Origin of the sequence: Streptococcus sp. SK643, assembly GCF_000259505.1 — a bacterium.
Taxonomy (GTDB): Bacteria; Bacillota; Bacilli; order Lactobacillales; family Streptococcaceae; genus Streptococcus.
On record NZ_AJMM01000008.1, the window covers coordinates 308,576 to 330,602 of the forward strand.

The following is a 22,027-nucleotide window of genomic DNA, read 5'->3' on the forward strand; positions in this document are numbered from 1 at the left end:
TTGCACAAAGATTACAGGAGAAAAAATTTTTTATAATAATTAGCAATATGAAGGGAGAACTCTGTGCCTAGACCAAAAACAAAAGAGGAGCTAGTGCTGACCTCTAAGGAAAACTATGAAAAGTTCAATCGTTTTATCTCCCAACTAAGTGAAAATGAGCTACAGACTCCATTTGATTTTTCAAGAGACCAAAAGAAAAAAGAAGCGCACTGGAAAAGGGATAAGAATCTACGGGATGTCTTGATTCATCTTTATGAATGGCATCAGTTACTTTTGATCTGGGTACATTCTAATCAAGAAGGTTATGAGAGAGCTTTTCTCCCTGAACCTTATAATTGGAAAACTTATGGACAAATGAATGTCGCTTTTTGGAAGAAGCACCAGAAAACGTCCTTAGAAGAAGCGACTAGACTCCTAGAACAATCACATAGAGAGGTTTTAGAGTTGATAGAAGCCTTTAGCAATGATGAACTATTTACTAAAGGTGTCTATAAGTGGACCGGTGGGACAAGTTTAGGTTCCTACTTTGTCAGTAGCACCTCCAGTCACTATGATTGGGCTCTGAAAAAACTCAAAGCACATCAAAGCATCTGTAAAGAGCTTTAACTATTTAAAAAGACCATTGTGAATTTAAAACATTTAGATTTCCTAATAAATAATTGTTTGTTACTTATATAAATAGTCAGAAAGGAGTTTTGCCTAAAAATTAATTACGTTATCAGGCAAGCTTGTGCTATAATAATACAAGTGATACTTGGGAAAGGAAAAACTCAAATTGCCTTACAAATTTCTACTATTCGACCTCGACCACACTCTTCTTGATTTTGATGCTGCTGAGGATGTGGCTTTGACGCAACTTCTAAAAGAAGAAGGAGTTGAAGATATTCAGGCTTATAAAGACTATTATGTTCCTATGAACAAAGCTCTCTGGAAGGACTTGGAGCAAAAGAAAATTAGTAAACAAGAGCTGGTTAACACGCGCTTTTCTCGTTTATTTGCTCATTTTGGACAGGAAAAAGACGGTAGTTTTCTAGCCCAGCGTTACCAATTTTACCTCGCCCAGCAGGGACAAACACTATCGGGCGCTCATAAACTCTTAGACAGCCTTATCGAGCGAGATTATGAGCTATATGCTGCGACAAATGGCATTACTGCCATTCAGACGGGACGTTTGGCTCAATCTGGTCTAGCACCTTATTTCAATCAAGTTTTTATCTCTGAACAGTTGCAAACACAAAAGCCGGATGCTTTCTTTTATGAAAAGATTGGCCAACAGATTGCAGGTTTTAGTAAAGAAAAGACGCTGATGATTGGAGATTCCCTAACCGCCGACATTCAAGGTGGCAATAATGCTGGGATAGACACTATCTGGTATAATCCTCATCACCTCGAAAATCACACACAAGCCCAGCCGACTTACGAAGTCTATTCTTACCAAGACTTGCTGGATTGTTTAGATAAACTGTAAAAAGTGGTTTAGAAAGCCACTTTTTGCTATAATAGAGGCAGTAAAAACGAAGGAATAGTTAACGATGTCAAGGCCTGAACTTTCTCTTTATGAACCATTGTATACACTAAAGGAAGTTGATCAAAATATCTGGATAGTGGATGGTGATTTGATTCAAATGGATATGAAGATCTTCAAACTTCCTTTTCAGACACGTATGACGGTGATTAAGTTAAATGATGGCAAACTTTGGATTCATTCTCCTATTGCACCAAACGAGAAACTCTTTACTGAACTGGACGCTTTGGGCAGAGTAGCTTACCTGATTTCACCAAATCAGATTCACTACGCCTATATTGCAGATTGGAGAAAAAGATATCCTCATGCGCAAGCATGGTCTAGTCCAGGAGTTGAAGAGAGAGCGAAAAGTCAGAATGTCAAGGTGGAATTTGATGCTGCCTTAACAGATAAGGCTCCTGACCTATGGTCTGATGAGATTGATCAGCTTATTTTTAAGGGAAGTTCTGTCATCGAAGAGGTCGTGTTTTTTCATAAATCAACTAAAACACTCATTGTAACAGACCTTATAGAGAATTTTGAACCTGAAAAGATAGCTAGTCCAATCCGCAGAAAATTCTATCGTTTAGCTCGTGTAACAGCCCCTGATGGTCAAACTCCTATTGATTATCGGATGACTTTTTTAGGAAGACAAAGGGAAGCAAAGGTTTCCTTTTCCCGTATGTTAAACTGGAAACCGGATAAGATTATACTTGCACATGGTTTATGCTTTTTTAAAAATGGTACGGATGAATTAAGACGTGCTCTTAGATGGATAAGATAAAGGAGGGAAAGATGCAACACTCGTCTTGGCATGCTTTGATTAAGGAGCAATTACCTGAGGGTTATTTCGGGAAAATCAATCAGTTTATGAATCAGGTCTATGCTCAGGGGACTATTTATCCGCCTAAAGAAAAGGTTTTTCAGGCTCTCTTGACAACACCGCTTGAAGAAGTTAAGGTGGTGATTCTAGGGCAAGATCCCTATCACGGACCAGGTCAAGCGCAGGGCTTGAGTTTTTCTGTACCTGACTCTATCCCAACTCCGCCATCCTTACAAAATATCTTGAAAGAATTGTCAGATGATATTGGTGTTAAGAAATCTCATGATTTGACAGCTTGGGCTGAACAAGGAGTCTTGCTTCTTAATGCTTGTTTGACTGTTCCTGCTGGACAGGCCAATGGTCATGCCGGACAGATATGGGAGCCTTTTACGGATGCTGTGATTCAGGTGGTCAATCATCTAGATAGACCAGTCGTTTTTGTACTCTGGGGTGCTTATGCACGCAAGAAGAAGGCCTTAGTTACCAATCCTCATCACTTGATTATCGAATCAGCCCATCCCAGTCCTTTGTCGGTTTATAGAGGATTTTGGGGTTCCAAGCCTTTTTCCAAGGCCAATGCATTCTTAAAAGAGACAGGACAAGAGCCAATCGATTGGCTTAGATAAGGAGAGAATATGCCTCAGTTAGCGACGATTTGCTACATTGATAACGGGAAAGAACTGCTCATGCTCCATCGTAATAAGAAGCCAAATGATGTCCATGAAGGAAAATGGATTGGTGTGGGTGGTAAGCTGGAGCGTGGTGAGACTCCACAGGAATGTGCAGCACGTGAAATCCTTGAAGAAACAGGACTCAAAGCCAAGCCAGTTCTAAAAGGTGTTATCACTTTTCCTGAATTCACACCAGATTTAGACTGGTACACCTATGTTTTTAAGGTGACGGAGTTTGAGGGGAATTTGATTGATTGCAATGAGGGGACGCTGGAATGGGTCCCCTATGACGAGGTTTTGAGTAAGCCGACTTGGGAAGGTGACCATACCTTTGTTGGGTGGCTTTTAGAAGATAAACCCTTCTTTTCAGCCAAGTTTGTTTATGATGGGGATAAATTGTTGGATACCCAAGTTGATTTCTATGAATAAAGGAGAAAGCAGATGCTACTAATCAAAAATGGTCGTGTAATGGATCCCAAGTCTGGTTTGGATCAAGTGTGTGATGTCTTAGTCGAGGATGGAAAGATTACCAAAATTGCGCCAGAAATCAAAGAAGAAGGAGTAGACATTATCGATGCTACAGGTCTTGTAGTTGCTCCTGGTTTGGTTGATATCCACGTTCATTTCCGTGAACCTGGTCAGACCCACAAGGAAGATATTCATACCGGAGCCCTTGCAGCCGCTGCAGGTGGTTTTACTACTGTCGTTATGATGGCTAATACCAGTCCAACCATATCGGACGTGGAGACTTTGCAAGAAGTTCTCCAGTCAGCTGCCAAGGAAAAGATTAATGTTAAGACGGTTGCGACCATTACTAAGAATTTTAATGGGCAGGATTTGACTGACTTTGAGGCGCTTTTAGAAGCTGGTGCGGTTGGTTTCTCAGACGACGGTATCCCACTTGAAAGTAGTAAAGTTGTCAAGGAAGCCATGGAGGAAGCTAAAAAGCTTAATACTTTTATTAGTCTTCATGAGGAAGATCCAGGATTGAATGGGATTCTTGGATTTAATGAAAATATCGCTAAAGAACATTTCCATATCTGCGGTGCGACTGGGGTGGCTGAGTACGCTATGATGGCGCGTGATGTCATGATTGCCTATGCAACCAAGGCCCATGTTCATATTCAGCATTTATCTAAGGAAGAAAGTGTTAAAGTAGTGGAGTTTGCTCAAGGGCTGGGTGCGCAAGTCACAGCAGAAGTAGCGCCACAGCATTTCTCTAAGACAGAAGCACTTCTTTTGACTCAAGGTAGCAATGCTAAGATGAATCCTCCACTTCGTTTGGAATCAGACCGTCGTGCTGTTATCGAAGGTCTAAAGTCAGGTGTCATCACAGTTATCGCGACTGACCACGCGCCTCATCATGCAGATGAGAAAAATGTTGAGGATATTACCAAAGCGCCATCTGGTATGACTGGCTTAGAAACATCCCTGTCTCTCGGCTTGACCTATTTGGTGGAATCTGGTGAGTTAACCTTGATGGAATTGCTTGAAAAAATGACATACAATCCTGCAAAACTATATAATTTTGAAGCAGGCTGCCTAGCTGAAAATGGTCCGGCTGATATTACTATTTTTGATGCCAAGGCTGACCGTCTTGTTGATTCACATTTTGCTTCTAAAGCAGCCAATTCACCATTTATCGGTGAAAACTTAAAAGGGCAGGTCAAATATACCATCTGTAAAGGACAAATTGTCTATGAAAACTAGTTAGAACCCTGCTCTATTATTTTAAAGAATAGAGACTTTTTATGTATCCAACTCATCGTTTTAAAGACAAGTTTATCTTATTTTTAAAGATATTTTTCCCTATCCTGATTTATCAATTTGCCAATTATTCCGCTTCCTTTGTAGATACCACTATGACAGGTCAATACAATACCATGGATTTGGCTGGTGTCTCTACAGCAACTAGTTTATGGAACCCTTTTTTCACATTTTTGACAGGTATCGTCTATGCTATGATTCCCATTATTGGACACAATTTAGGGAGAGGAAAAAAGGAAGAAGTTGCTTCTGATTTTTATCAGTTTATTTACATAGCTTTAGGACTTTCTATCTTCTTATTTGGATTGGTGATTTTCCTAGCACCATCCATTTTAAATCATATTGGCTTAGAACCAAAGGTGGCAGCAGTAGCTGTACACTACTTACAGTTTTTAGTGATTGGAATTATCCCTCTCCTACTTTTTAGTGTTATCCGTTCCTTGTTGGATTCCTTAGGCTTTACAAAACTTTCCATGTATCTGATGCTTTTGTTATTGCCTCTAAATAGTGGCTTCAACTATCTCTTGATTTATGGAGTTTTTGGCTTGCCTGAGTTAGGAGGAGCAGGAGCTGGTTTAGGAACATCTCTAGCTTATTGGTGCCTTCTAACCATTTCAATTTTCATGTTGATAAAGAATAAGAAGCTAAAAGAATATCAGTTTTCCAAAATCACCCCTCTTGATTTTGAAAGAATAAAGGAAGGTGTCCGACTTGGTTTGCCAATAGGAGGAACAGTTTTTGCTGAAGTTGCTGTTTTCTCTGTAGTCGGCTTGTTGATGGCTAAATTTTCATCGCTCATCATAGCCAGTCATCAATCGGCTATGAACTTTTCAACACTTATGTACGCCTTTCCCATGAGTATTTCTTCTGCCATGGCGATTGTTGTATCTTATGAACTTGGAGCTAAACGATTCCAAGATGCTAAAAAATTTATTCATATAGGAAGAAGTGTAGCCCTTGTTTTTGCAGTTTTTACCTTGACCTTCCTCTATATTTTTAGAGATAATGTAGCTAGTTTATATGGAAATGATCCGAAATTTATAGAAACAACAGCAATATTTTTAACTTACAGCCTCTTCTTTCAGTTAGCTGATACCTTTGCAGCTCCCCTTCAAGGTATTCTAAGAGGATATAAGGATACTGTGGTTCCTTTTTACTTGGGTTTAATTGGCTACTGGGGTGTCTCCATTCCACTAGGTTTCATGCTAGAGCATCTAACAGATTTAGGAGCATACGGCTATTGGATTGGTCTAATCGTAAGTTTAGTGACCACAGGTCTATTATATGAATGGCGTCTACAAGTTGTGATGAAAAAAGTCAGTTCTTAAATTTAATAAAATCTGTTTTAATAGAGAATGAATAAAAAATTTTCATAACAAAACGCATAATATCAAGTTTTTTCAAGACCTGGTATTATGCGTTTTTCTGATTTTAAAGACTAGTTATCTAGTATCTTTTTCATAGAATTTATACATAATATAATTTATGTAAAATCATAGACTGTCTAAAGCATTTTTTTGCTCATCATTGACGATATGAGTATAGAGGTCAGTGACTTGAGTACTTGCGTGACCTAGCTGGTGACTGACCAATACTTGAGATTTGGTCGCATCATAGAGCCTAGTTGCTAGTGTATGGCGGAGTTTGTGGGGTGTGACACGTACTTTAAAGTTCTCAGAGTACTTGGCAACCATCTTCTCAACACTAGAAGCATCAATTCGATTTGGAATCCCACGGTATAGAGTCAGAAAGAGTGCAGTATCTGTTTTTTCAGTCTTGTAGCGTTGATTTCGTATAGAGAGATAGGTTTCTAAATAAGGTTTAGCAAAAGCAGCAACGTTTACTGAATCTCGTTTTCCACCTTTTCGAGTGACATCTATAATCATCATCTTAAGATTCAGATCTTTTAGATCTAGGTTAACCGCTTCTGACAAACGTACACCAGACGCCAAGAGAAGGGCAATAATAGCCAAGTCTCGTTCTTTATTTTTATTAAAAGATGAGAGTGCTCGATTTGACAACTCGTTAGGATATTCTTGGTCTATATAGGTAAGGAAACCTTCAGTTTCATCACCTAGAAAAAGTTTTTGCTTGATATTTTCAGCTCTAGCAGCAAGGGTTTCTTTCTTTTTCTTAGTTGAAACTTTCTTCATTACATTACGATAAAAATAAGGCTCGCCTTGATCATTTTCAACTTCCTCAGTTAGATACTTGTAGAGGCTTGAAAGTGCAGATAATGTTCGATTGATGGTTGTTTGAGAAACGCCTTGCTTAGTTGTATTGGCATTTAGTAATGGACGTTCACGTAGATAGAGAATAAAGGATTCCATATCTTTCTTAGACATATTTTCCAAGACAGATAAAGGAATATCAGACATTTTATCAGCATTTGAAATGCCAGATTCCAAAACCCAACTGAAAAAACGGTCATATTCCTTAAGGTATTCGTACAAGGTAGTAAAACTGTATGGAACAGCCAACTTAGATTGGTAGTATTCCAAAACATACCAGGGCATTATTTGTTTTAGTTTGTCAATACGTTCTAATAAAATCTCACGTTTCATCAAGTTTCTCCCTAAATCAGTCTACTAGTAGTATAGCATAGACTTATATATTTTTCAAGAAAATTATAGTTTTTCGGAAAGATGTTATAGAGCTTTTTAATAGAATAACTAAAAAAAACCAAAAATGATTTCATTTTTAATAACTAAAAAATTTTTTCGACAAAAATTGTCTATAATGTACTTTATTCCTGAGAAACTAACACAAAGACTTGGTTCTTATGAAAAAAGAACCAAGTCTTTGTGTTTGATATGAATCTACTAGAAATTTTTCAAAGTCATTCTTATAATTCAATTTCTCTAAAAAATTTCAATTGCCATTTTTGTGTTGATTGAGCCGTTGTATTTAAATTTGTGCACCAAGGCGGATAAAATCGCATGGACATTTTTCCTTTGCTGTTTTTTGTTGAGAGAATTTTCTTACAAGTAGCAACTTCGTTTGGAATAATAAATAGCCCCTTTTTATCATTATCGATGACAACGATAACAAGTTCAGTTCCCAAATCTTCATTGGTATAAGGAATGTTCATGTTATTTTTGTCTTTTTTCCAAAAAACTGTAAAATATCCTTCTTTTTTCGGTGTTCTTTTTGCTAAGCGGCATCTTTTATATCCTTGCTCATCCTTTATTTTGATAAGAATACCTTCGTATTTTTCATTCCACTTTTCTTTAATGAATTCAAAATCACCATAAAACTCATATAGAGCATCTAGTATTTTCATTATGATGTATGTCCTCCCTTATCAAAATCAACAAAATATTCTTGATACATTTATTACATAATAAAAATTATGTAATAATATTTTTGATCTACAACAACAAATCTTTTACTTTACCAATTTCACTTTTTGGAATGACCAGATGGATCATATCACCAAGATACATTCTAGTTGAGCCATTAACAGTTTGGCTTTTTCCGTTATGCACTTGGGTAGTGATAAGAATATTATGTGGTAGGTTAAGTTCATGGACTTGTTTTCCAGCTATTTTATCGGATACAGGTATTTCAATTAATGTCACTTCTCCTTCATCCGTAACTTCATCTGGTAGCATTTTTTCAAGCATGGCTTCGTATACTGGTGCACCTTTCAGCAAATCCATGATGATATAGGCAACGAGTGTCACCAGTCCAAGTGGCATGAGGTTACGGATATCACCAACCATCTCTGTTACAAGAATCATAGCTGTCAGGGGTGCTTTTGAAATAGCACCGAAATACCCACTCATACCTAAAATAATAAAGATAGGAAATTGATCTTGACTGATTATTCCTAAATTGACACAAATAACACCAACCAAAGCTCCAAGGAGAGAACCAAGTGCTAGAATCGGAAGAAAAATACCCCCTGGAAGACCACTTCCGTAACTAATCATACTCCAAATAAAGCGGATGATGAAGTATGCTAATAAGATTTGAAAACTAAAATTTTGGCTAGTTAGAGAAAGGACTAGCTGATTTCCACCCCCAAGAATATCTGGCGTGTAGATACCAACAGGAATGATGAGTATAAAGGCTAAAATTGGATAATAGGCTTTATCAAGATGGATTACTTGACCAATCCAGTCATAAACTTTGCTAACATTTAACACAGCTTTTTCATAAAGATAGCCGGAAAGTCCCAGAAAAATCCCCACAAGAAGATAAATCCAATACTGGTCCAAGGTCATAAGAGGGATGTTATCGGGCATATCCAGTACAGGAGTCAAACCAAACATCAACAGTGAGATAAAGTTTGCTACGATACTAGCTGCAAGCGTAGATACCCAGAAAAAACGTGAAAAATGGTGATAGACTTCTTCCACTACAAATAGGAGTCCCGCAATGGGAGCATTGAAGGCGGCAGCTAGGCCAGCAGCAGCTCCACTAGCAATCAAAGAACGCTCTTCAACTGGACTTGATTTGAGCCATTTTGCAATTCCTTTTCCGCCAACAGCTCCTAATTGAATACTGGGACCTTCACGCCCCAGCATCAATCCGCTAGCAATTGCGAGTATACCAAGAAGATACTTTTTCCAAAGAACACTCCACCAGTTAAGAGACATAAGCCCTTTTAATTCAGCTTCAACTTGAGGAATTCCTGATCCCTTAATATCCTTTTCTGATGTTGTTAGTTTGGCACTGAGTAGGCAAATGATGAAATAAAAAAATCCAAGTATAAATAGATTAGGGATTAGATGTGCTTGATCTTGGTATAGTCCTTGAATCAAGTGGAAGCCTTTTTCTATAAGTAAACGAAAGGATCCAACTATTATGCCGACAACAAGGCCGACAATAATTCCTCTTCCTACTTGGGCTAGTATGGTACTGGATGCAAAAGCAAACTCTTTTTTAGAGCGGATTATTTCCGTCTGTTCTTCCATTGTTAATTCCTTAATTTAACTTTCTTGCTTTGATGAAACCATGGATTTTATCGGTTCAAAACTTAAACGATGAATGGGAGTAATCCCCTGTTTTTCAAGACCTTCCAAGTGCTTGGCTGTTCCATAACCAGCATTTGCTGAAAAATCATAACCAGGAAACTGGATATCGTAATCCTTCATGAGTTCGTCACGTGTAACTTTAGCTACAATTGAAGCCGCTGCGATAGAGAGTGAATGGGCATCTCCCTTGATAATAGATGTCTGAAAAATAGGCAAATCTAGTTTCATGGCATCAATCAAAAGGTGTTGAGGCTGTAGACTTAACTGAGCAATAGCTTCTTTCATAGCTAGTTTGGTCGCTTCATAGATATTAACTTGGTCAATGACTTGATTATCGATGATTCCGATTCCGATTGACAGGGCTTGTTCTTGAACAGCTTGAAAAATCTCAAAATGTTTCTTTTTTGAAATTTTTTTACTGTCGTTTAGGCCCTTAATTTTACAACCTTGAGGCAAAATAACTGCTGCAGCCACTACTGGACCAGCCAGAGGACCACGCCCCACTTCGTCAACACCTGCAATCAAGGCTAATCCTTGATTATAAAGTTCTTTTTCATAAGTAAGCATATTTTCCAAGCGAATATTTTCATCTATATCTGCCTGAATGGCCTGTTTACGTTTTTGGATTTCTTTAACCACTCCAGTCCTTGAATCGTTAGCTAATTCATTAAATATTGGACTGTCAAGTTGGTGAACGCTTGCTAGAAGTTCTTTAATTTCTTTAATTGTCGGCATCGAGGTCTTCCAATGTATCTAAGGTATAGTTACCGAGTTTTCCATCACGGACTTCTTTGACAAAAAGACTGTAAAAACGGTCATAGTCGTCACGGAAACCTAGAGCTCGAGTCATATCCATAATGATGACTGGAGCTTCCTCTTCAAGATTCATTTGTTTGAAACGTTCAGCTAGTTTATCTGGATAGTGATCTTTAAAGAAGTTAAGACCGAAAATAGTCACTTCATCCATGGGAAGGAGCTGGTCTTTAATAGCACCTGTTAGCGCCAACTTAAGGGCAACAGTTTCATCCTCAAATTTAGGCCAAAGAATCCCTGGGGTATCTAAGATTTCTAAGTCTTTGTTTGTTTTAAGCCATTGTTGCCCTTTTGTGACACCAGGTTTGTTTCCAACGACAGCAATTTTCTTACCAGCCAAACGGTTCATAAGAGTTGATTTACCAGCATTTGGAATACCGATAATCATGGTACGCAAGGTTTCAATCAGAATACCACGTTCTTTCTGCCGAGCAATCTTATCTGCCATGAGTTTTTTAGCGGCATCTGTCACTACTTTTACAGTAACTTGTTCTTTTGAATTAATTGCAAGGGTTTGAATACCCTGTGATTCAAAATACTGGCGCCATTCCTTGGTCATAGCTGGATCAGCAAGGTCTGCCTTATTTAGAATCAATAGCTTTGGTTTATCACCAACTATCTTGGTTAACATAGGATTTTGACTAGATAATGGTAGACGAGCATCCACCAAAATTGTCACAAAATCAACAAATTTTAAATTTTCTTGAACCTGCCTACGAGCCTTTGACATGTGGCCAGGAAACCATTGAATAGTAGCCATTGAGTTTTTTTCCTTTCGTAGCAAGGGTTGAGAGCCCTTATTTTATTTTACTATTGTCTAAACACCAAGCGAACACCAAAACTACCATGTAAGGGAAAAACCTTTGATTTGATTCTCACTTGATTTCACAATCTTTATATCAAACTGTGGGTGGTATTTGACAATATCTTTTTTGAATTTTTATAGTAAATTCGAAACAATATTTTAGGTAAGTAACTATGATATCTATAATGAAAAACTACAAAACTATCATTAGAAAGAATCATACGCAACAATTACATTTTATCATAAAACTACTCGATATTAAAGACCTTATAATATTTAGATTTATGGAAGCTATTAATTTGGATATCCGCAAGGAAATCAGCTGAGACTTCTCTCGTCAAGAACAATCACAAATTTTCTCGAATTATCAACAAAAAAGATTGCTCAGGACTTTAACAATTTTAAAAAAACGGATTCTCTTCTCTCCAGTTTTATATTCAATCAACTACTGTTGACTAAGATCCAAAAAACAAAATATCAATTTTTTCAACACTTGATATTATACGCTTTTTTGATTCCAAAGACCTTTCGTCCATCTCAAACAACTAACAAAAGTTATCAATAGACTTTATTTTAAAATTCGTGATATAACAAGCATTTCGATTAGGTAAATCTTTTAATCTTTCTTCTCCAGATTTAAGTATCTCTTTCTAAACTTTCTTCCATTCTTCAAATAGTAAGTAATGAAGGTGGATTGTTGTTGAAGTTTTATCTCCATCTGAATCATATACACAACTTCTATATCGTTGGTAAATTTGAATTCTTTCAAAGATAGCTAGTTCTTCCAATTGTCCTGTATTATCTATTAGAAGATTTACAATGGAATCATGATGTTCTTTTAGTTTTTGCCTCAAGGCTAAGATCAAGGTCAATTACTGACGATTACCCTGAGAAAGCTCCAAAACCAGCGTATTCCTTTTGAGATTGAAAGCTAGCTAGTCATACAAGTCATTCACTTCTGCTTTAATATGAGCTAGCGTCCCATTCAAACGTAGAAAATACTGGAGATTTCCCATAGCAGTCAGATAACTGTAGAATCCCTGGTCGCTCTCCAAGACAAACATGACCAGAGAATGGATTTTCTTGGAGCGATACGAAATGCCTTGCACCCGGACATCGCCGCCCTTATCCTTCAAGAAAATCCTGCCAAAAGATTGATAAAGGTTGACCTGATAGTACCATTGACATCAACGATGGAGATAATCTCCTCTGGATTCGCTCGAAAGTAAGGAATGTCAAAAATTAGATTCTTGTGAAAACTCTTTTGAACTTGTGAAAAGCTTATGTTAGTTCTGTTTTAGAACTCTTTTCACGACAACCAACTCCCCATCCTTGATTTCCCAGACCTGATCAAAGCGTGATAGCGCCTCTTCTTGACGGTGAAGTGTAAGGACAACAGCATTTGACAAGCTAAGTACCTTGTCTAATTCCTTTTGAAACTGGCTGGCATCCAAAGCAGAAAAAGGCTCATCCATGATAATTAGAGGACTCTGACGATTTATTTCCCGATTTAGATACATGCATTGTTGCTGACCACCTGACAGGGACTGGGGTGGTATCTTTTCAAACTCTTCATCCCTAAAATTAGCCTCAAAAGTATTGAAAATAGTGACATTATTTTCATAAGATGAGATAAAAGTGTGCTCCTGCTGCAAAATCATACCAAATTTGCCCCAGATCTGATGTACAGGAAGCTGATCAAGCAAGATTTCTCCTTGAAAATCTTGATCAGTCCCGTTTAAAATGTTGAGCAGACTACTCTTTCCAGAACCATTTTCACCGATTATTGCAATTTTGTCGCCCTTACGAATTTCAACGTGGGGGATCGTCAAACCAGACAACCCCAGTCGTTTAGTGATATGGTTTAGCATCAGGGTCTCGAAAGACATCTGAGGTGCCTGAACAGCGGACGGACGGCTGACAATTGCTTGGAAGCTTTGCACCACAGGTTTGACCGACTCCAGCATTTGCAGGTCATATAGGATTTCCTGAATTGGCTCCGAAAAAGCAGTGATATAGCCAAAGCTAGCCACAACCTCAGGAATGCCCAACTGCTGGGTGACAAGGGAGTAGGCGAGATAGGCGAAAAGGACAATGCTGATAAACTCAAAGGAAAGCCCAGTCAACAGAATACCCATAATTTTGGTCAAACCGTAACCCAAATACTTATCCTGCAAGGTATTGAGAGCATTTCGTTGCTGGTCCTGAAAGCCAGACAGGGTGACTTGATTAACCAGATGGTGTCCCTTGAGCAAATCCTCCAAAGTACGATAGTAATCACCCTGCTTTTCCAGATAAACCTGCCGACGTTGAGCTGTCAACTTCCCCACAATCTTGGGAATTTGAATACTGATAGATGTCGAAACAAGCAAAATCAAAGCGACCAAAGAATTGATGGTGTGACTAATCACTACAGTGTAAATGAGAATCCGCAAAATTTGCTTGATAAAACTCATAAGAGGTGGTAGGTAGTCCTTCTCCAAGGAATCGAGGTCGTTTGCTTGATAGGAAATATACTCCGCCACCGTTTTCTGTTTAAAATCGTGGTGTCCTAGCTCCAAAAGCGAATGAAACCAATCATTTTTAAGCTGGGTCGAAAAGATGATTGCTTGCTTCCAATCCAAACGCATCTGGATGTAGTTGCAAGCCAGATAGCCCACCACCGCCAGGCAGTAGCCATACAAGGCAATTTGATAATGCCCCCGAACCAATTCCTGGGTGAAATAGGGTAGCAAGGCAGTGCAGACATTGGAAACACCACCAAAAAAAAGATTAAAGACAAGATACCAACGAAGTGGTTTAAGATAAATCTGCATAGACGATACTCCTTGCTAAAGCTGTCTTTTTGCACATCGCAGAACAATTTCTTCTATCACCCGATTCTGATAATACAATATCAGGTATTGCGTACAATAATTAGAAATCGCACATGTACTACAATTCTCAGTTTTTTTTTAAGTTTATTTTGCTATCTGATTGAAATCCGATCTATTCTATATTTCTCTAATAGAGGTCAGATATATATTACCAAGACTCCTACTTTAAAGAGAGAATATGATTGTACTACTCCCAAACATATTATATATATTGAGTTATCCTTATTTAATATCTTATCATAAATTAAGAATTTTTGCATAGCCTTATAGTTAAGGTGAAAATATTACATAAATAATTTTATGTTCTAATTTTATTATTTAAATAAAGTATTCTCTTAATTTTAACAAAATAAGAATATTAAAATAAAAGAGAGAACATTTGTTCTCTCTTTTTCATCTCACATTTATAATGTAGTGAAATCTCTCATTCTTCGATTCTTTTAATCAAGAATCGAAGTTTAAAAACAGATTAATCTTCTTTTTTATTTTTTACTGAAGCTAATCCTACTCCTAATCCAAGAAGTGCTAACCCTGCAGCCACTGTTGCTTGATTATTTTCACTTCCTGTATTTGGTAATTGAGATTTCTCTGCTTTAGTGTTAGATTGAGTTGAAGAATTTTGTTCTATAGCAACTTTATCTGATACATCTTGAGTTTTTGTGATGGTTTGAGCTAATGGTTTCATATTATCCTTAGCTACAAGTTTAGAAACATCTTGTTCAACAGTAGTTTTAGTGTCTGAAAGTGGTTTGCTTGATTGTTTTGCTAAACCGACTTCTACGATACGATCCTTGGCAATAACTTTATCATAAGATTCTTTGAGAGTACGTTTACCATTTACAACTTCATATAAGCGAATGCGCAATCCCTTTTGTCCTTCTTGAAGCACATGAGTCTCACCCTGATATAACTTGTCAGTCTTATGTTCCACTACCTTAAAGTCAACTGTCTCTTCTTCAAGAATTAGTTCTGGTCTGTCTAGAACAAGATTCTTCACTTCATCTTCTGGTAAAGCTGTTCCAGGGTTAGTGCCAATTTCTACTATTCGGTTTTGTAGAGCAACTTTATCATAAGATTCTTTCAGCTGACGTTTACCATTTTCAACTTCATATAAATGAACTCGGACACCTTGTTTACCTTCTTGAAGAACACGAGTTTCACCAATATATAGTTTTGGATTCTTCCGTTCTTCAACTTTGAAATCAACAGTTTCTTCTTCAAGAATTAGTTCTGGTCTGTCTAGAACAAGGTTCTTCACTTCATCTTCTGGTAAAGCTGTTCCTACTTTTGTACCTAACAAGACGATACGGTTAACTGGTTTTTGTACGACCTCACGACCTGTTTCCACCTTAGTTCCGTCAGGATTTACAATTGTAAAGATTCGTTCCTTACCAACTTGACCTTCTTGTTCTACATGAGTTTCACCAATATAGAGAGTTGAATCTTTCTTCTCAATTGTATTAAAGGCTAACTCTTTTTCAACAACATCAAGTCTTGAAGTCTCTTCTTGAACTGCAGCTACAGTCTTCTCAGATAAAGGTTTTTCTTTTGTAAATTGGATACGGTATTCCTTAACTTGTTTACCACTCTCTGAAACCAAACGAACAAGCACTGGTAGATTATCATGTCCACTATCTACAACGGTTGAAGCAACGTGATCAGTTTCTTCAACTGAGACCTTTGGACGTTGCCCTTTATAAGTTACTTGATAATATTGACGATCTTCTGCAAAATTAGGGAGCTCATTTCCATCTACAAGAATCTTAGATTTTGTACTTTCTTGTGGTAATTCACTAGGAGCAAGGAAGCTCATCTCAAGAATCGCGACACCTTTCTTATCAGCTTTACGCTCCATACGCCATCTCAAGGCTTTGGTTTTAACAGGCTTGAATGATACATTGATTTGATCTCCAGCTTCAATTTCCTTATCTGCTTTATAAGGAACAGCTTGCCAGTTTTCAGGAGTATTGAATGGGTGGTTTCCTTCATAGGCTTGATAATTTGAATAGTATGTAGGAACATCAAACTCTGGACCAACATAGCGTTCTAGAACAAGTTTAGAAGGCGCATCAGTACCGCTATCTGCAAAGAATTGAAGTTTTGCTTGAGCAACAGTGCGTTCAACAATCTTACCATTTTCACGGAAAATAACACCTGCAGAGACCTCTGGATTAGCAGATGGTAATGCAGACCAGTTTGTCCATCGACGATTTTCTGAATGATCCCCATCATTGATATAATCTACACGGTCATGAGAATTTTTATCTATATCATTCGTTGCAGAGGCAAAGGCTTGATTACCATTTTCATTGTATTCAGGATTATCTGAAAGAACCTCACCTAATTTATCTGTTACGCGAACAGAGATTTCAGCTTTAAGGTCACTACCTAGAACGTGTCCTCTAACAGTAAATTGACCTGTCTTGTTCAGATTTTCTGCTGGAACTTCTTCCCATTCAACTGCCAAATCTTTTGCTTCATAAGCATCTTTACCTGTGAAGTATACAGAAACCTTGCTTGGTAGATCTAACTGTTGCCCTAATTGTAACAAACGAGATTGTTTAACTGCTGCAACAGGTTTACTAGAAAGCAGCTCTTTATCGTTAGTAAAGTGTAGACGGTATTCTCCTAAAATATCACCATTTTCTGCTTTTGCAGTAACACGTACAGGCTCACCTTCACGAACGCTTGGAACGACAGTTGCTAGACCATTATTCGTTACGCTAGCTGTTACTGAAGGAACTTTACCCTCTACAGACTCAAGATAGTAATCTTTTAACTCAGGGTTGAAGTTTGCTAAATCTTTACCGTCAACTTGAATATTGGTGTGTCCTTGTTTAGCTGCAGCAACTTGTTTAGCAAAAATCTGCACTTCTGTGATGGAAGTTCCTTTCTTATTGTCAAGTCTAACCATGCGCATGCGAATAGCATAGGTATCCACCTTATCAAAGCTAAAGTGATTCATTTCTCCAGCCTTAAGTTGATCTGGTGCTTTCAGATTTGTTACTGGTTTCCAGTTGGCATCATCATTAAAGACATGATTTTCATTGCTTACGAAACTTGGATTTTTAGGTGCAGTTGGAACTGTCTTACCGACATAATACTCAATCACATAGGTCTTAGGTACACCAACTCCGTGGTCTTCATGGAATCCGACACTCAAGTTATCAACTGAACGTTTACTCAAAATACCTGAATCTCCAAACAGAACACCAACTGAAGCTTCTGGTTTACGATTCCAGTTTGTCCAACGGTTTGCTGGTCGATCATTAAATGAAATTAATTTATCGTTGACGTTTGAAACTGGATCACTCGGATTTGAGTCTGATGCAAAGGCAAGCGGTAATTCTGAACCGGTCCATTGATCAGAAATGTTAGCACCTTGCTCTGTTTGAGCAGATACACGAACATGGAGTTTGGTTGTCAATTGAGAACCTTCTAGTCGGCCATTAACTGTGAAGTTGCCTTCTTTAGCGTATTGATCCGGACTAATAACATCCCAAGCTACCTTAGCGGATGAAACCTGACCGTTAGAATCGTAAGTACGAACACTTTCTGGTAATTTTGGAGCTTCAGAAATTGGAGTTGTTACGCTGACCTCTTCAACAGATATGATACCTTCTACAGATACTTTAGCATGTGCTTCTAAATCAATTCCTTCAACTTTTCCTAAAACATCAAAGGTTTGATAACGATCTAATTTTTCTTTTGGAATAGATTGCCAAGTGACTTTATGAGTTTTAGGGAAACCTTTATCGTATTCAACAGTAACTGTTGCTGGAAGACTTGGTTCTTGATGCAAGTCAGTCACTACATTTACTGGTCGAATGGCTTGTACAACTTTCTTTTCAGTATTTGGTTGAATCGTGAGATCAACTTGACCTTTAGCTCCCTCATACTCTGCCTTAAGAGTCACAGCACCTGGTTTATGCATTTCGAGCATGCCTTTACGAACCGCTACTTCCCCTTCACCACTAGTAGAGAAGGTAACTTTATCAGCTGGTAAAACTGCTTGGGTACCATCTTGATAATGTGCAAGTACTAAAAGATTTGCTGTTTGGTCTTCTTTAAGAGATGCTGCTTGCTCAACTTGTAGAGTTAAATGGTCAATTTTTGGTGCTTCCTCAAGGAATTGAACAGCATAAGTTTGGAGAGGGCCTCCATCTTTTGATTGAACAAAGATGCTTGCACGCATACCATTTGCTGCACTTGCTTGAAGAACTGTAACATCAGCATTTTCAGCACTTGCAGTTACTTCAGGCAAGTGTGCACCGTAAGGAAGAGTTTTATAATGCATTGGGCTTTGGCTTGAAAGTCCTGAAATAGCTTCTCCACCAACACTTACATTTGGTACTACAGGTTCAGAAACTTCCCCTTCTCCAACAACAAGAGTAGCACGAATGGTTTCACCTGCTAGTTGACCAGTCATTTGAATTCGAGATCCTGCAACTGAAAGTTTGGCCTTGTCTGCCTCTGCTATTTCCCACTTATCTACTTCGTATTCTTGAACGCTACCATCTGTTACTGCGATAGAAACATATTTATCAACATCATTCAGATCTGTTCCTGGAGCAACACGTTTAACGGTTGGAAGTTCTTTTGCAATTGCAAGAACATCTACACGAGCCTCAACCTCACGACCCTCTGCTATTCCTTTAACAGTCACAACTCCTGGTTGACTCACATCAACTGGTGACCATGTTACTGGATGTTTTTCACGACTGCCATCGCTATATACAAAAGCGACTGTTTTCGGCATTTTTGGAATTTGAGAAATAACTGTGCGTACTTTTGGTGTTTCTGTTCCTAAAACTGTTTTTTCTTTATCTTCTTGTTTACCAGTAAAGACAGTTACTTGCGCAGACTTCAAGAGATCAGAATGAGCAGTAAGCGTGAATTTACCTGCTTGCTCAGTTGACTTGACAATTGCAACGCCCTTACCATTAAAGGCTCTACGAACCCACGAACCATCTGGCTGCGCTTTGTAACGTTCACGGCTAGCTTGTTCCCCATTATCGACACCGACTAGCTGTCCTTGTCCATGCAATTGGAAGCGAACCAGATTATTAGCAGTTGGCACTACATTTCCTTGGCTGTCAACGATTTCGTAGTAGATATAAGTCAAGTCTTTTCCATCTGCTGCAATTGCATGATCTTCCTTGATAAGACGAACACCTGCTGGTTGACCTGCAGTAGTAATTTTATCTCTTGCAATCTCTTTACCAGCATCATCGCGAGCCACTGCTTCTAGAGTTCCTGGTTGATAAGCAACCTTCCACTCGAGATAAAGCTCTTTAGCATTAGCTCCCTCTTGGTATGTTCTTCCATCGCTAGTTTGCTTTTTGTTAAATTTCTTCTCTCCTAGAGACTGGCCATTTAAGAACAATTCTACACTAGAAGCATTCGAATAAGCACGAACTGGGATCTTGCCTTCTGAATCAGCTACTTTTGATGCTAAGGCTTCATTTTCCCAGTTCCAGTGAGGAAGAAGGTGGACCATTGGTTTCTTTTTAACTGAAACCCATTGACTTTGGTAGAGATAGAAGTCATGTTTCGGAATACCTGCAGTATCAACAATACCAAAGTATGAACTCTTAACTGGCGTATGGTTTTGGTTATGCCAAGGTGTTGGCTCCCCAATATAGTCTGTCCCAGTCCAGATAAATTGACCAGCATAGCCAGCATTGTCACGGTCAAAAGTCCATGAATCTGTAGCTGTTTTACCCCAGCCAACTCTGTCATTACCGTAGTCTGACTGTTCGTAATTACGTTCAGGTCCATTACTATGTTTCAATTCACGTTCAGGACGATAATAACTACCACGAGTACGAGTTGCTGAAGAGGTTTCAGAACCATAAATCAACCATTTTGGATGCTTAGCTCGAAGAGCTTTATAGTTATCTTCAGAGTAGTTAAAGCCAACAGCATCTAATTCTTCGGCAATTTTCTCATGTCCACCACTACCATTACCGAAACGGAACTTATCTGCTCCCATAGTGACGTAGCGCGTCTTATCAACGTCTTTTATAACCTTAACCAAACGTTTTACTGTAGCTAGTGAGTGAGCATCACCATTAGCTTCACCGATTTCATTACCAATTGACCACATGAAGATAGCTGGATTGTTTTTGCCTCTTTCAACCATGGTACGTAAGTCAAAATCAGACCATTTTTCATCTTTTTTAGCTTCTGGATGAGTAGCATCTTTTTCAAAGAAACGTCCGTAGTCATATGGTTTCTTACCTCCATACCAAGTATCAAAGGCTTCTTCTTGAACAAGCAAACCAAGTTCAGCAGCTATTTGCAAGGTTTGCTCACTGGCAGGGTTATGCGTTGTACGAATGGAATTGACACCCATTTCTTTCATCTGTTTAAGACGACGGTACTCAGCTTTGTAGTTTTCTTCCGCTCCAAGTGCTCCGTGATCGTGGTGCAAGGAAACTCCATGGAATTTAATACGTTCACCATTCAAAGAGAAACCTTCATTTGGTGTCCAGTTATAGTAACGATAACCAAACAGGTCTTTCTTAGCATCCACCAACTGACCGTCACGATATACACGAGTAACCAATTCGTACAAAGCAGGTTTATCACTTAGGACTGTCCAGAGCTTTGGTTTTTCAACTTCTAAAATAGCATCAAGTTGTGTCGTTTCATGAGCTTTCAAAGTACGACTAGAAGTACGAACTAAGCCTGTTACAGGCTGTCCACCACGTTCAACAATTTGATATTCAGCAACAAGTTCGTGGTCCTTATCATCAGTATTAACAATTTTACTTGTTACATGAGTTTCTACCTTACCGTTTTTTTGCTCCTCTAGTTTTGGTGTTAAAATAGTTGTACCATTTTTCTCCACATGGACCTTATCAGTCACTTGTAAAGTCACATCACGGTAGATACCACTTCCTGAATACCAACGGCTGCTTGGCTGTTTGTTGACTGCATGAACAGCAACTACATTCTCACGGCCATCCTTATTTAAATATTTAGTAATGTCATAAGAAAATTGGTTATAACCATTTGGATAATGTCCTACTAACTGACCATTGACATATACTTGTGAGTCCATGTAGACACCATCAAAAGTCAGACGAACATTTTTATTTAAATCTTTTTCATCAAGTTTAAATGTCTTACGATACCAAGCTTCACCACCATTAAGCTGCCCACCTTCGTTTTGTGCAGGGGATTGATGGTCAAAATCGTTGAAAATACTCCAGTCGTGTGGCAAATCTAATTTATTCCATGAAGACACATCTGCGTCAGGTTTAATCGCTTCTTTAGAATTTGCATTGAGTTTAAAGTGCCAATTTTGATTAAAATTCACTTTTCTGTCTTCAATCATTTGATTCACTTCTTCATTTGTTACAGCTTTAGCAACATCTTCTTTTACAGGTTTTTCTTGACTTGTGGGTTGAGTTTCAACCTTTGGAGCCTTTTCTACTTGCTTAATGGCTGCTTTTTCTTCTTTAGGTGCTAGAACTTCAGCATCTTTCTTAATTTTATTAGAGGTCTCATTTGGATTAGGAATGTTTTGTTCTGGACTTGCAACCTCATCTTTAGTAGTTAAAGATTGACCACCCTTATTTTCTACTGTCGGATTATCCTTATTTTCTTTCTCTACAGTTTGAGTGACAGGATTTTCTTCTGCATATACTATAGATTCGCCAGCTATATTTTCTCCAAACAGAACTGCACAGGTTCCAATCATAACGGAGCAAGCTCCAACAGCAAACTTACGAATACTATAAACTCTTTTCCGATTCCAATGGCCTTTATCCATAAA

Annotated in this window: 15 protein-coding genes and 1 pseudogene; 7 read left to right on the top strand and 9 right to left on the bottom strand. The window is 38.3% G+C overall.

All coding sequences use genetic code 11. The annotated features are described in order from the left end of the window. Window positions 1–63 precede the first annotated feature (63 nt). The 7 genes from HMPREF1117_RS05985 (at window position 64) to HMPREF1117_RS06015 (ending at window position 6,093) form a co-directional block, all read left to right on the top strand. Window positions 64–606: a ClbS/DfsB family four-helix bundle protein gene (locus HMPREF1117_RS05985; RefSeq protein ID WP_001137904.1), complete on the top strand. Its 543-nt coding sequence runs from the start codon at window positions 64–66 to the stop codon at window positions 604–606. 169 nt (window positions 607–775) lie between these two features. After that, a complete protein-coding gene (locus HMPREF1117_RS05990) occupies window positions 776–1,468 on the top strand; it encodes a YjjG family noncanonical pyrimidine nucleotidase (RefSeq protein ID WP_001146403.1) in 693 nt (230 codons plus the stop codon). 64 nt (window positions 1,469–1,532) lie between these two features. Next, complete coding sequence (locus HMPREF1117_RS05995; RefSeq protein ID WP_000089459.1) at window positions 1,533–2,288, top strand: DUF4336 domain-containing protein; 756 nt, start codon at window positions 1,533–1,535, stop codon at window positions 2,286–2,288. Window positions 2,289–2,299: 11 nt separating this feature from the next. Beyond that, window positions 2,300–2,953, top strand: a complete 654-nt coding sequence (locus tag HMPREF1117_RS06000; RefSeq protein ID WP_001164855.1) for a uracil-DNA glycosylase — start codon at window positions 2,300–2,302, stop codon at window positions 2,951–2,953. A 9-nt stretch (window positions 2,954–2,962) separates the two neighbouring features. After that, on the top strand, window positions 2,963–3,427 hold the full coding sequence (locus tag HMPREF1117_RS06005; RefSeq protein ID WP_001135778.1) for an NUDIX hydrolase: 465 nt from the start codon (window positions 2,963–2,965) through the stop codon (window positions 3,425–3,427). A 12-nt stretch (window positions 3,428–3,439) separates the two neighbouring features. Then, complete coding sequence (locus HMPREF1117_RS06010; RefSeq protein ID WP_000924474.1) at window positions 3,440–4,708, top strand: dihydroorotase; 1,269 nt, start codon at window positions 3,440–3,442, stop codon at window positions 4,706–4,708. A gap of 41 nt (window positions 4,709–4,749) precedes the next feature. Further along, window positions 4,750–6,093 carry an MATE family efflux transporter gene (locus tag HMPREF1117_RS06015; protein ID WP_000283631.1) on the top strand — a complete coding sequence of 448 codons (1,344 nt, stop codon included), beginning with the start codon at window positions 4,750–4,752 and terminating at the stop codon, window positions 6,091–6,093. A 165-nt stretch (window positions 6,094–6,258) separates the two neighbouring features. Here the strand turns inward: HMPREF1117_RS06015 and xerS are convergent, their stop codons facing one another. From xerS to bgaA, 9 genes and pseudogenes are all read right to left on the bottom strand, one after another. Next, the gene (gene xerS, locus HMPREF1117_RS06020) at window positions 6,259–7,329 is read right to left on the bottom strand and encodes a tyrosine recombinase XerS (protein ID WP_000817859.1); all 1,071 of its coding nucleotides are present in this window, start codon (window positions 7,327–7,329) and stop codon (window positions 6,259–6,261) included. Between the two features lie 281 nt (window positions 7,330–7,610). After that, window positions 7,611–8,048, bottom strand: coding sequence for a MepB family protein (locus tag HMPREF1117_RS06025; RefSeq protein WP_000696088.1), 438 nt, complete (start codon window positions 8,046–8,048; stop codon window positions 7,611–7,613). Between the two features lie 88 nt (window positions 8,049–8,136). Next, the gene (locus tag HMPREF1117_RS06030) at window positions 8,137–9,687 is read right to left on the bottom strand and encodes a ClC family H(+)/Cl(-) exchange transporter (protein ID WP_000392587.1); all 1,551 of its coding nucleotides are present in this window, start codon (window positions 9,685–9,687) and stop codon (window positions 8,137–8,139) included. 15 nt (window positions 9,688–9,702) lie between these two features. Further along, window positions 9,703–10,482 (bottom strand): ribonuclease HII, encoded by a 780-nt coding sequence (locus tag HMPREF1117_RS06035; RefSeq protein ID WP_001142115.1) that lies wholly within the window; start codon window positions 10,480–10,482, stop codon window positions 9,703–9,705. After that, complete coding sequence (gene ylqF, locus HMPREF1117_RS06040) at window positions 10,469–11,320, bottom strand: ribosome biogenesis GTPase YlqF (RefSeq protein ID WP_000201312.1); 852 nt, start codon at window positions 11,318–11,320, stop codon at window positions 10,469–10,471. Before ylqF ends, HMPREF1117_RS06035 begins: the two co-directional genes overlap by 14 nt. A 590-nt stretch (window positions 11,321–11,910) precedes the next feature. Further along, window positions 11,911–12,204 (bottom strand): annotated as a pseudogene (locus HMPREF1117_RS11975) (hypothetical protein); the annotation flags it as partial. Window positions 12,205–12,300: 96 nt separating this feature from the next. Next, window positions 12,301–12,501: a hypothetical protein gene (locus HMPREF1117_RS11980; protein ID WP_231160762.1), complete on the bottom strand. Its 201-nt coding sequence runs from the start codon at window positions 12,499–12,501 to the stop codon at window positions 12,301–12,303. 150 nt (window positions 12,502–12,651) lie between these two features. Continuing rightward, on the bottom strand, window positions 12,652–14,181 hold the full coding sequence (locus HMPREF1117_RS06050; RefSeq protein WP_001167817.1) for an ATP-binding cassette domain-containing protein: 1,530 nt from the start codon (window positions 14,179–14,181) through the stop codon (window positions 12,652–12,654). Window positions 14,182–14,710: 529 nt separating this feature from the next. Continuing rightward, window positions 14,711–22,024: an LPXTG-anchored adhesin/beta-galactosidase BgaA gene (gene bgaA / locus HMPREF1117_RS06055; RefSeq protein ID WP_000357370.1), complete on the bottom strand. Its 7,314-nt coding sequence runs from the start codon at window positions 22,022–22,024 to the stop codon at window positions 14,711–14,713. Window positions 22,025–22,027: the final 3 nt, after the last annotated feature.

What these genes read in the sequence shown, in the direction of transcription:
- HMPREF1117_RS05995 (WP_000089459.1), top strand. Translation starts at nt 1,533, where the DNA reads ATGTCAAGGCCTGAACTTTCTCTTTATGAACCATTGTATACACTAAAG.
- HMPREF1117_RS06000 (WP_001164855.1), top strand. Translation starts at nt 2,300, where the DNA reads ATGCAACACTCGTCTTGGCATGCTTTGATTAAGGAGCAATTACCTGAG.
- HMPREF1117_RS06005 (WP_001135778.1), top strand. Translation starts at nt 2,963, where the DNA reads ATGCCTCAGTTAGCGACGATTTGCTACATTGATAACGGGAAAGAACTG.
- HMPREF1117_RS06010 (WP_000924474.1), top strand. Translation starts at nt 3,440, where the DNA reads ATGCTACTAATCAAAAATGGTCGTGTAATGGATCCCAAGTCTGGTTTG.
- HMPREF1117_RS06015 (WP_000283631.1), top strand. Translation starts at nt 4,750, where the DNA reads ATGTATCCAACTCATCGTTTTAAAGACAAGTTTATCTTATTTTTAAAG.
- xerS (WP_000817859.1), bottom strand. Translation starts at nt 7,329, where the DNA reads ATGAAACGTGAGATTTTATTAGAACGTATTGACAAACTAAAACAAATA.
- HMPREF1117_RS06025 (WP_000696088.1), bottom strand. Translation starts at nt 8,048, where the DNA reads ATGAAAATACTAGATGCTCTATATGAGTTTTATGGTGATTTTGAATTC.
- HMPREF1117_RS06030 (WP_000392587.1), bottom strand. Translation starts at nt 9,687, where the DNA reads ATGGAAGAACAGACGGAAATAATCCGCTCTAAAAAAGAGTTTGCTTTT.
- HMPREF1117_RS06035 (WP_001142115.1), bottom strand. Translation starts at nt 10,482, where the DNA reads ATGCCGACAATTAAAGAAATTAAAGAACTTCTAGCAAGCGTTCACCAA.
- ylqF (WP_000201312.1), bottom strand. Translation starts at nt 11,320, where the DNA reads ATGGCTACTATTCAATGGTTTCCTGGCCACATGTCAAAGGCTCGTAGG.
- HMPREF1117_RS06050 (WP_001167817.1), bottom strand. Translation starts at nt 14,181, where the DNA reads ATGCAGATTTATCTTAAACCACTTCGTTGGTATCTTGTCTTTAATCTT.
- bgaA (WP_000357370.1), bottom strand. Translation starts at nt 22,024, where the DNA reads ATGGATAAAGGCCATTGGAATCGGAAAAGAGTTTATAGTATTCGTAAG.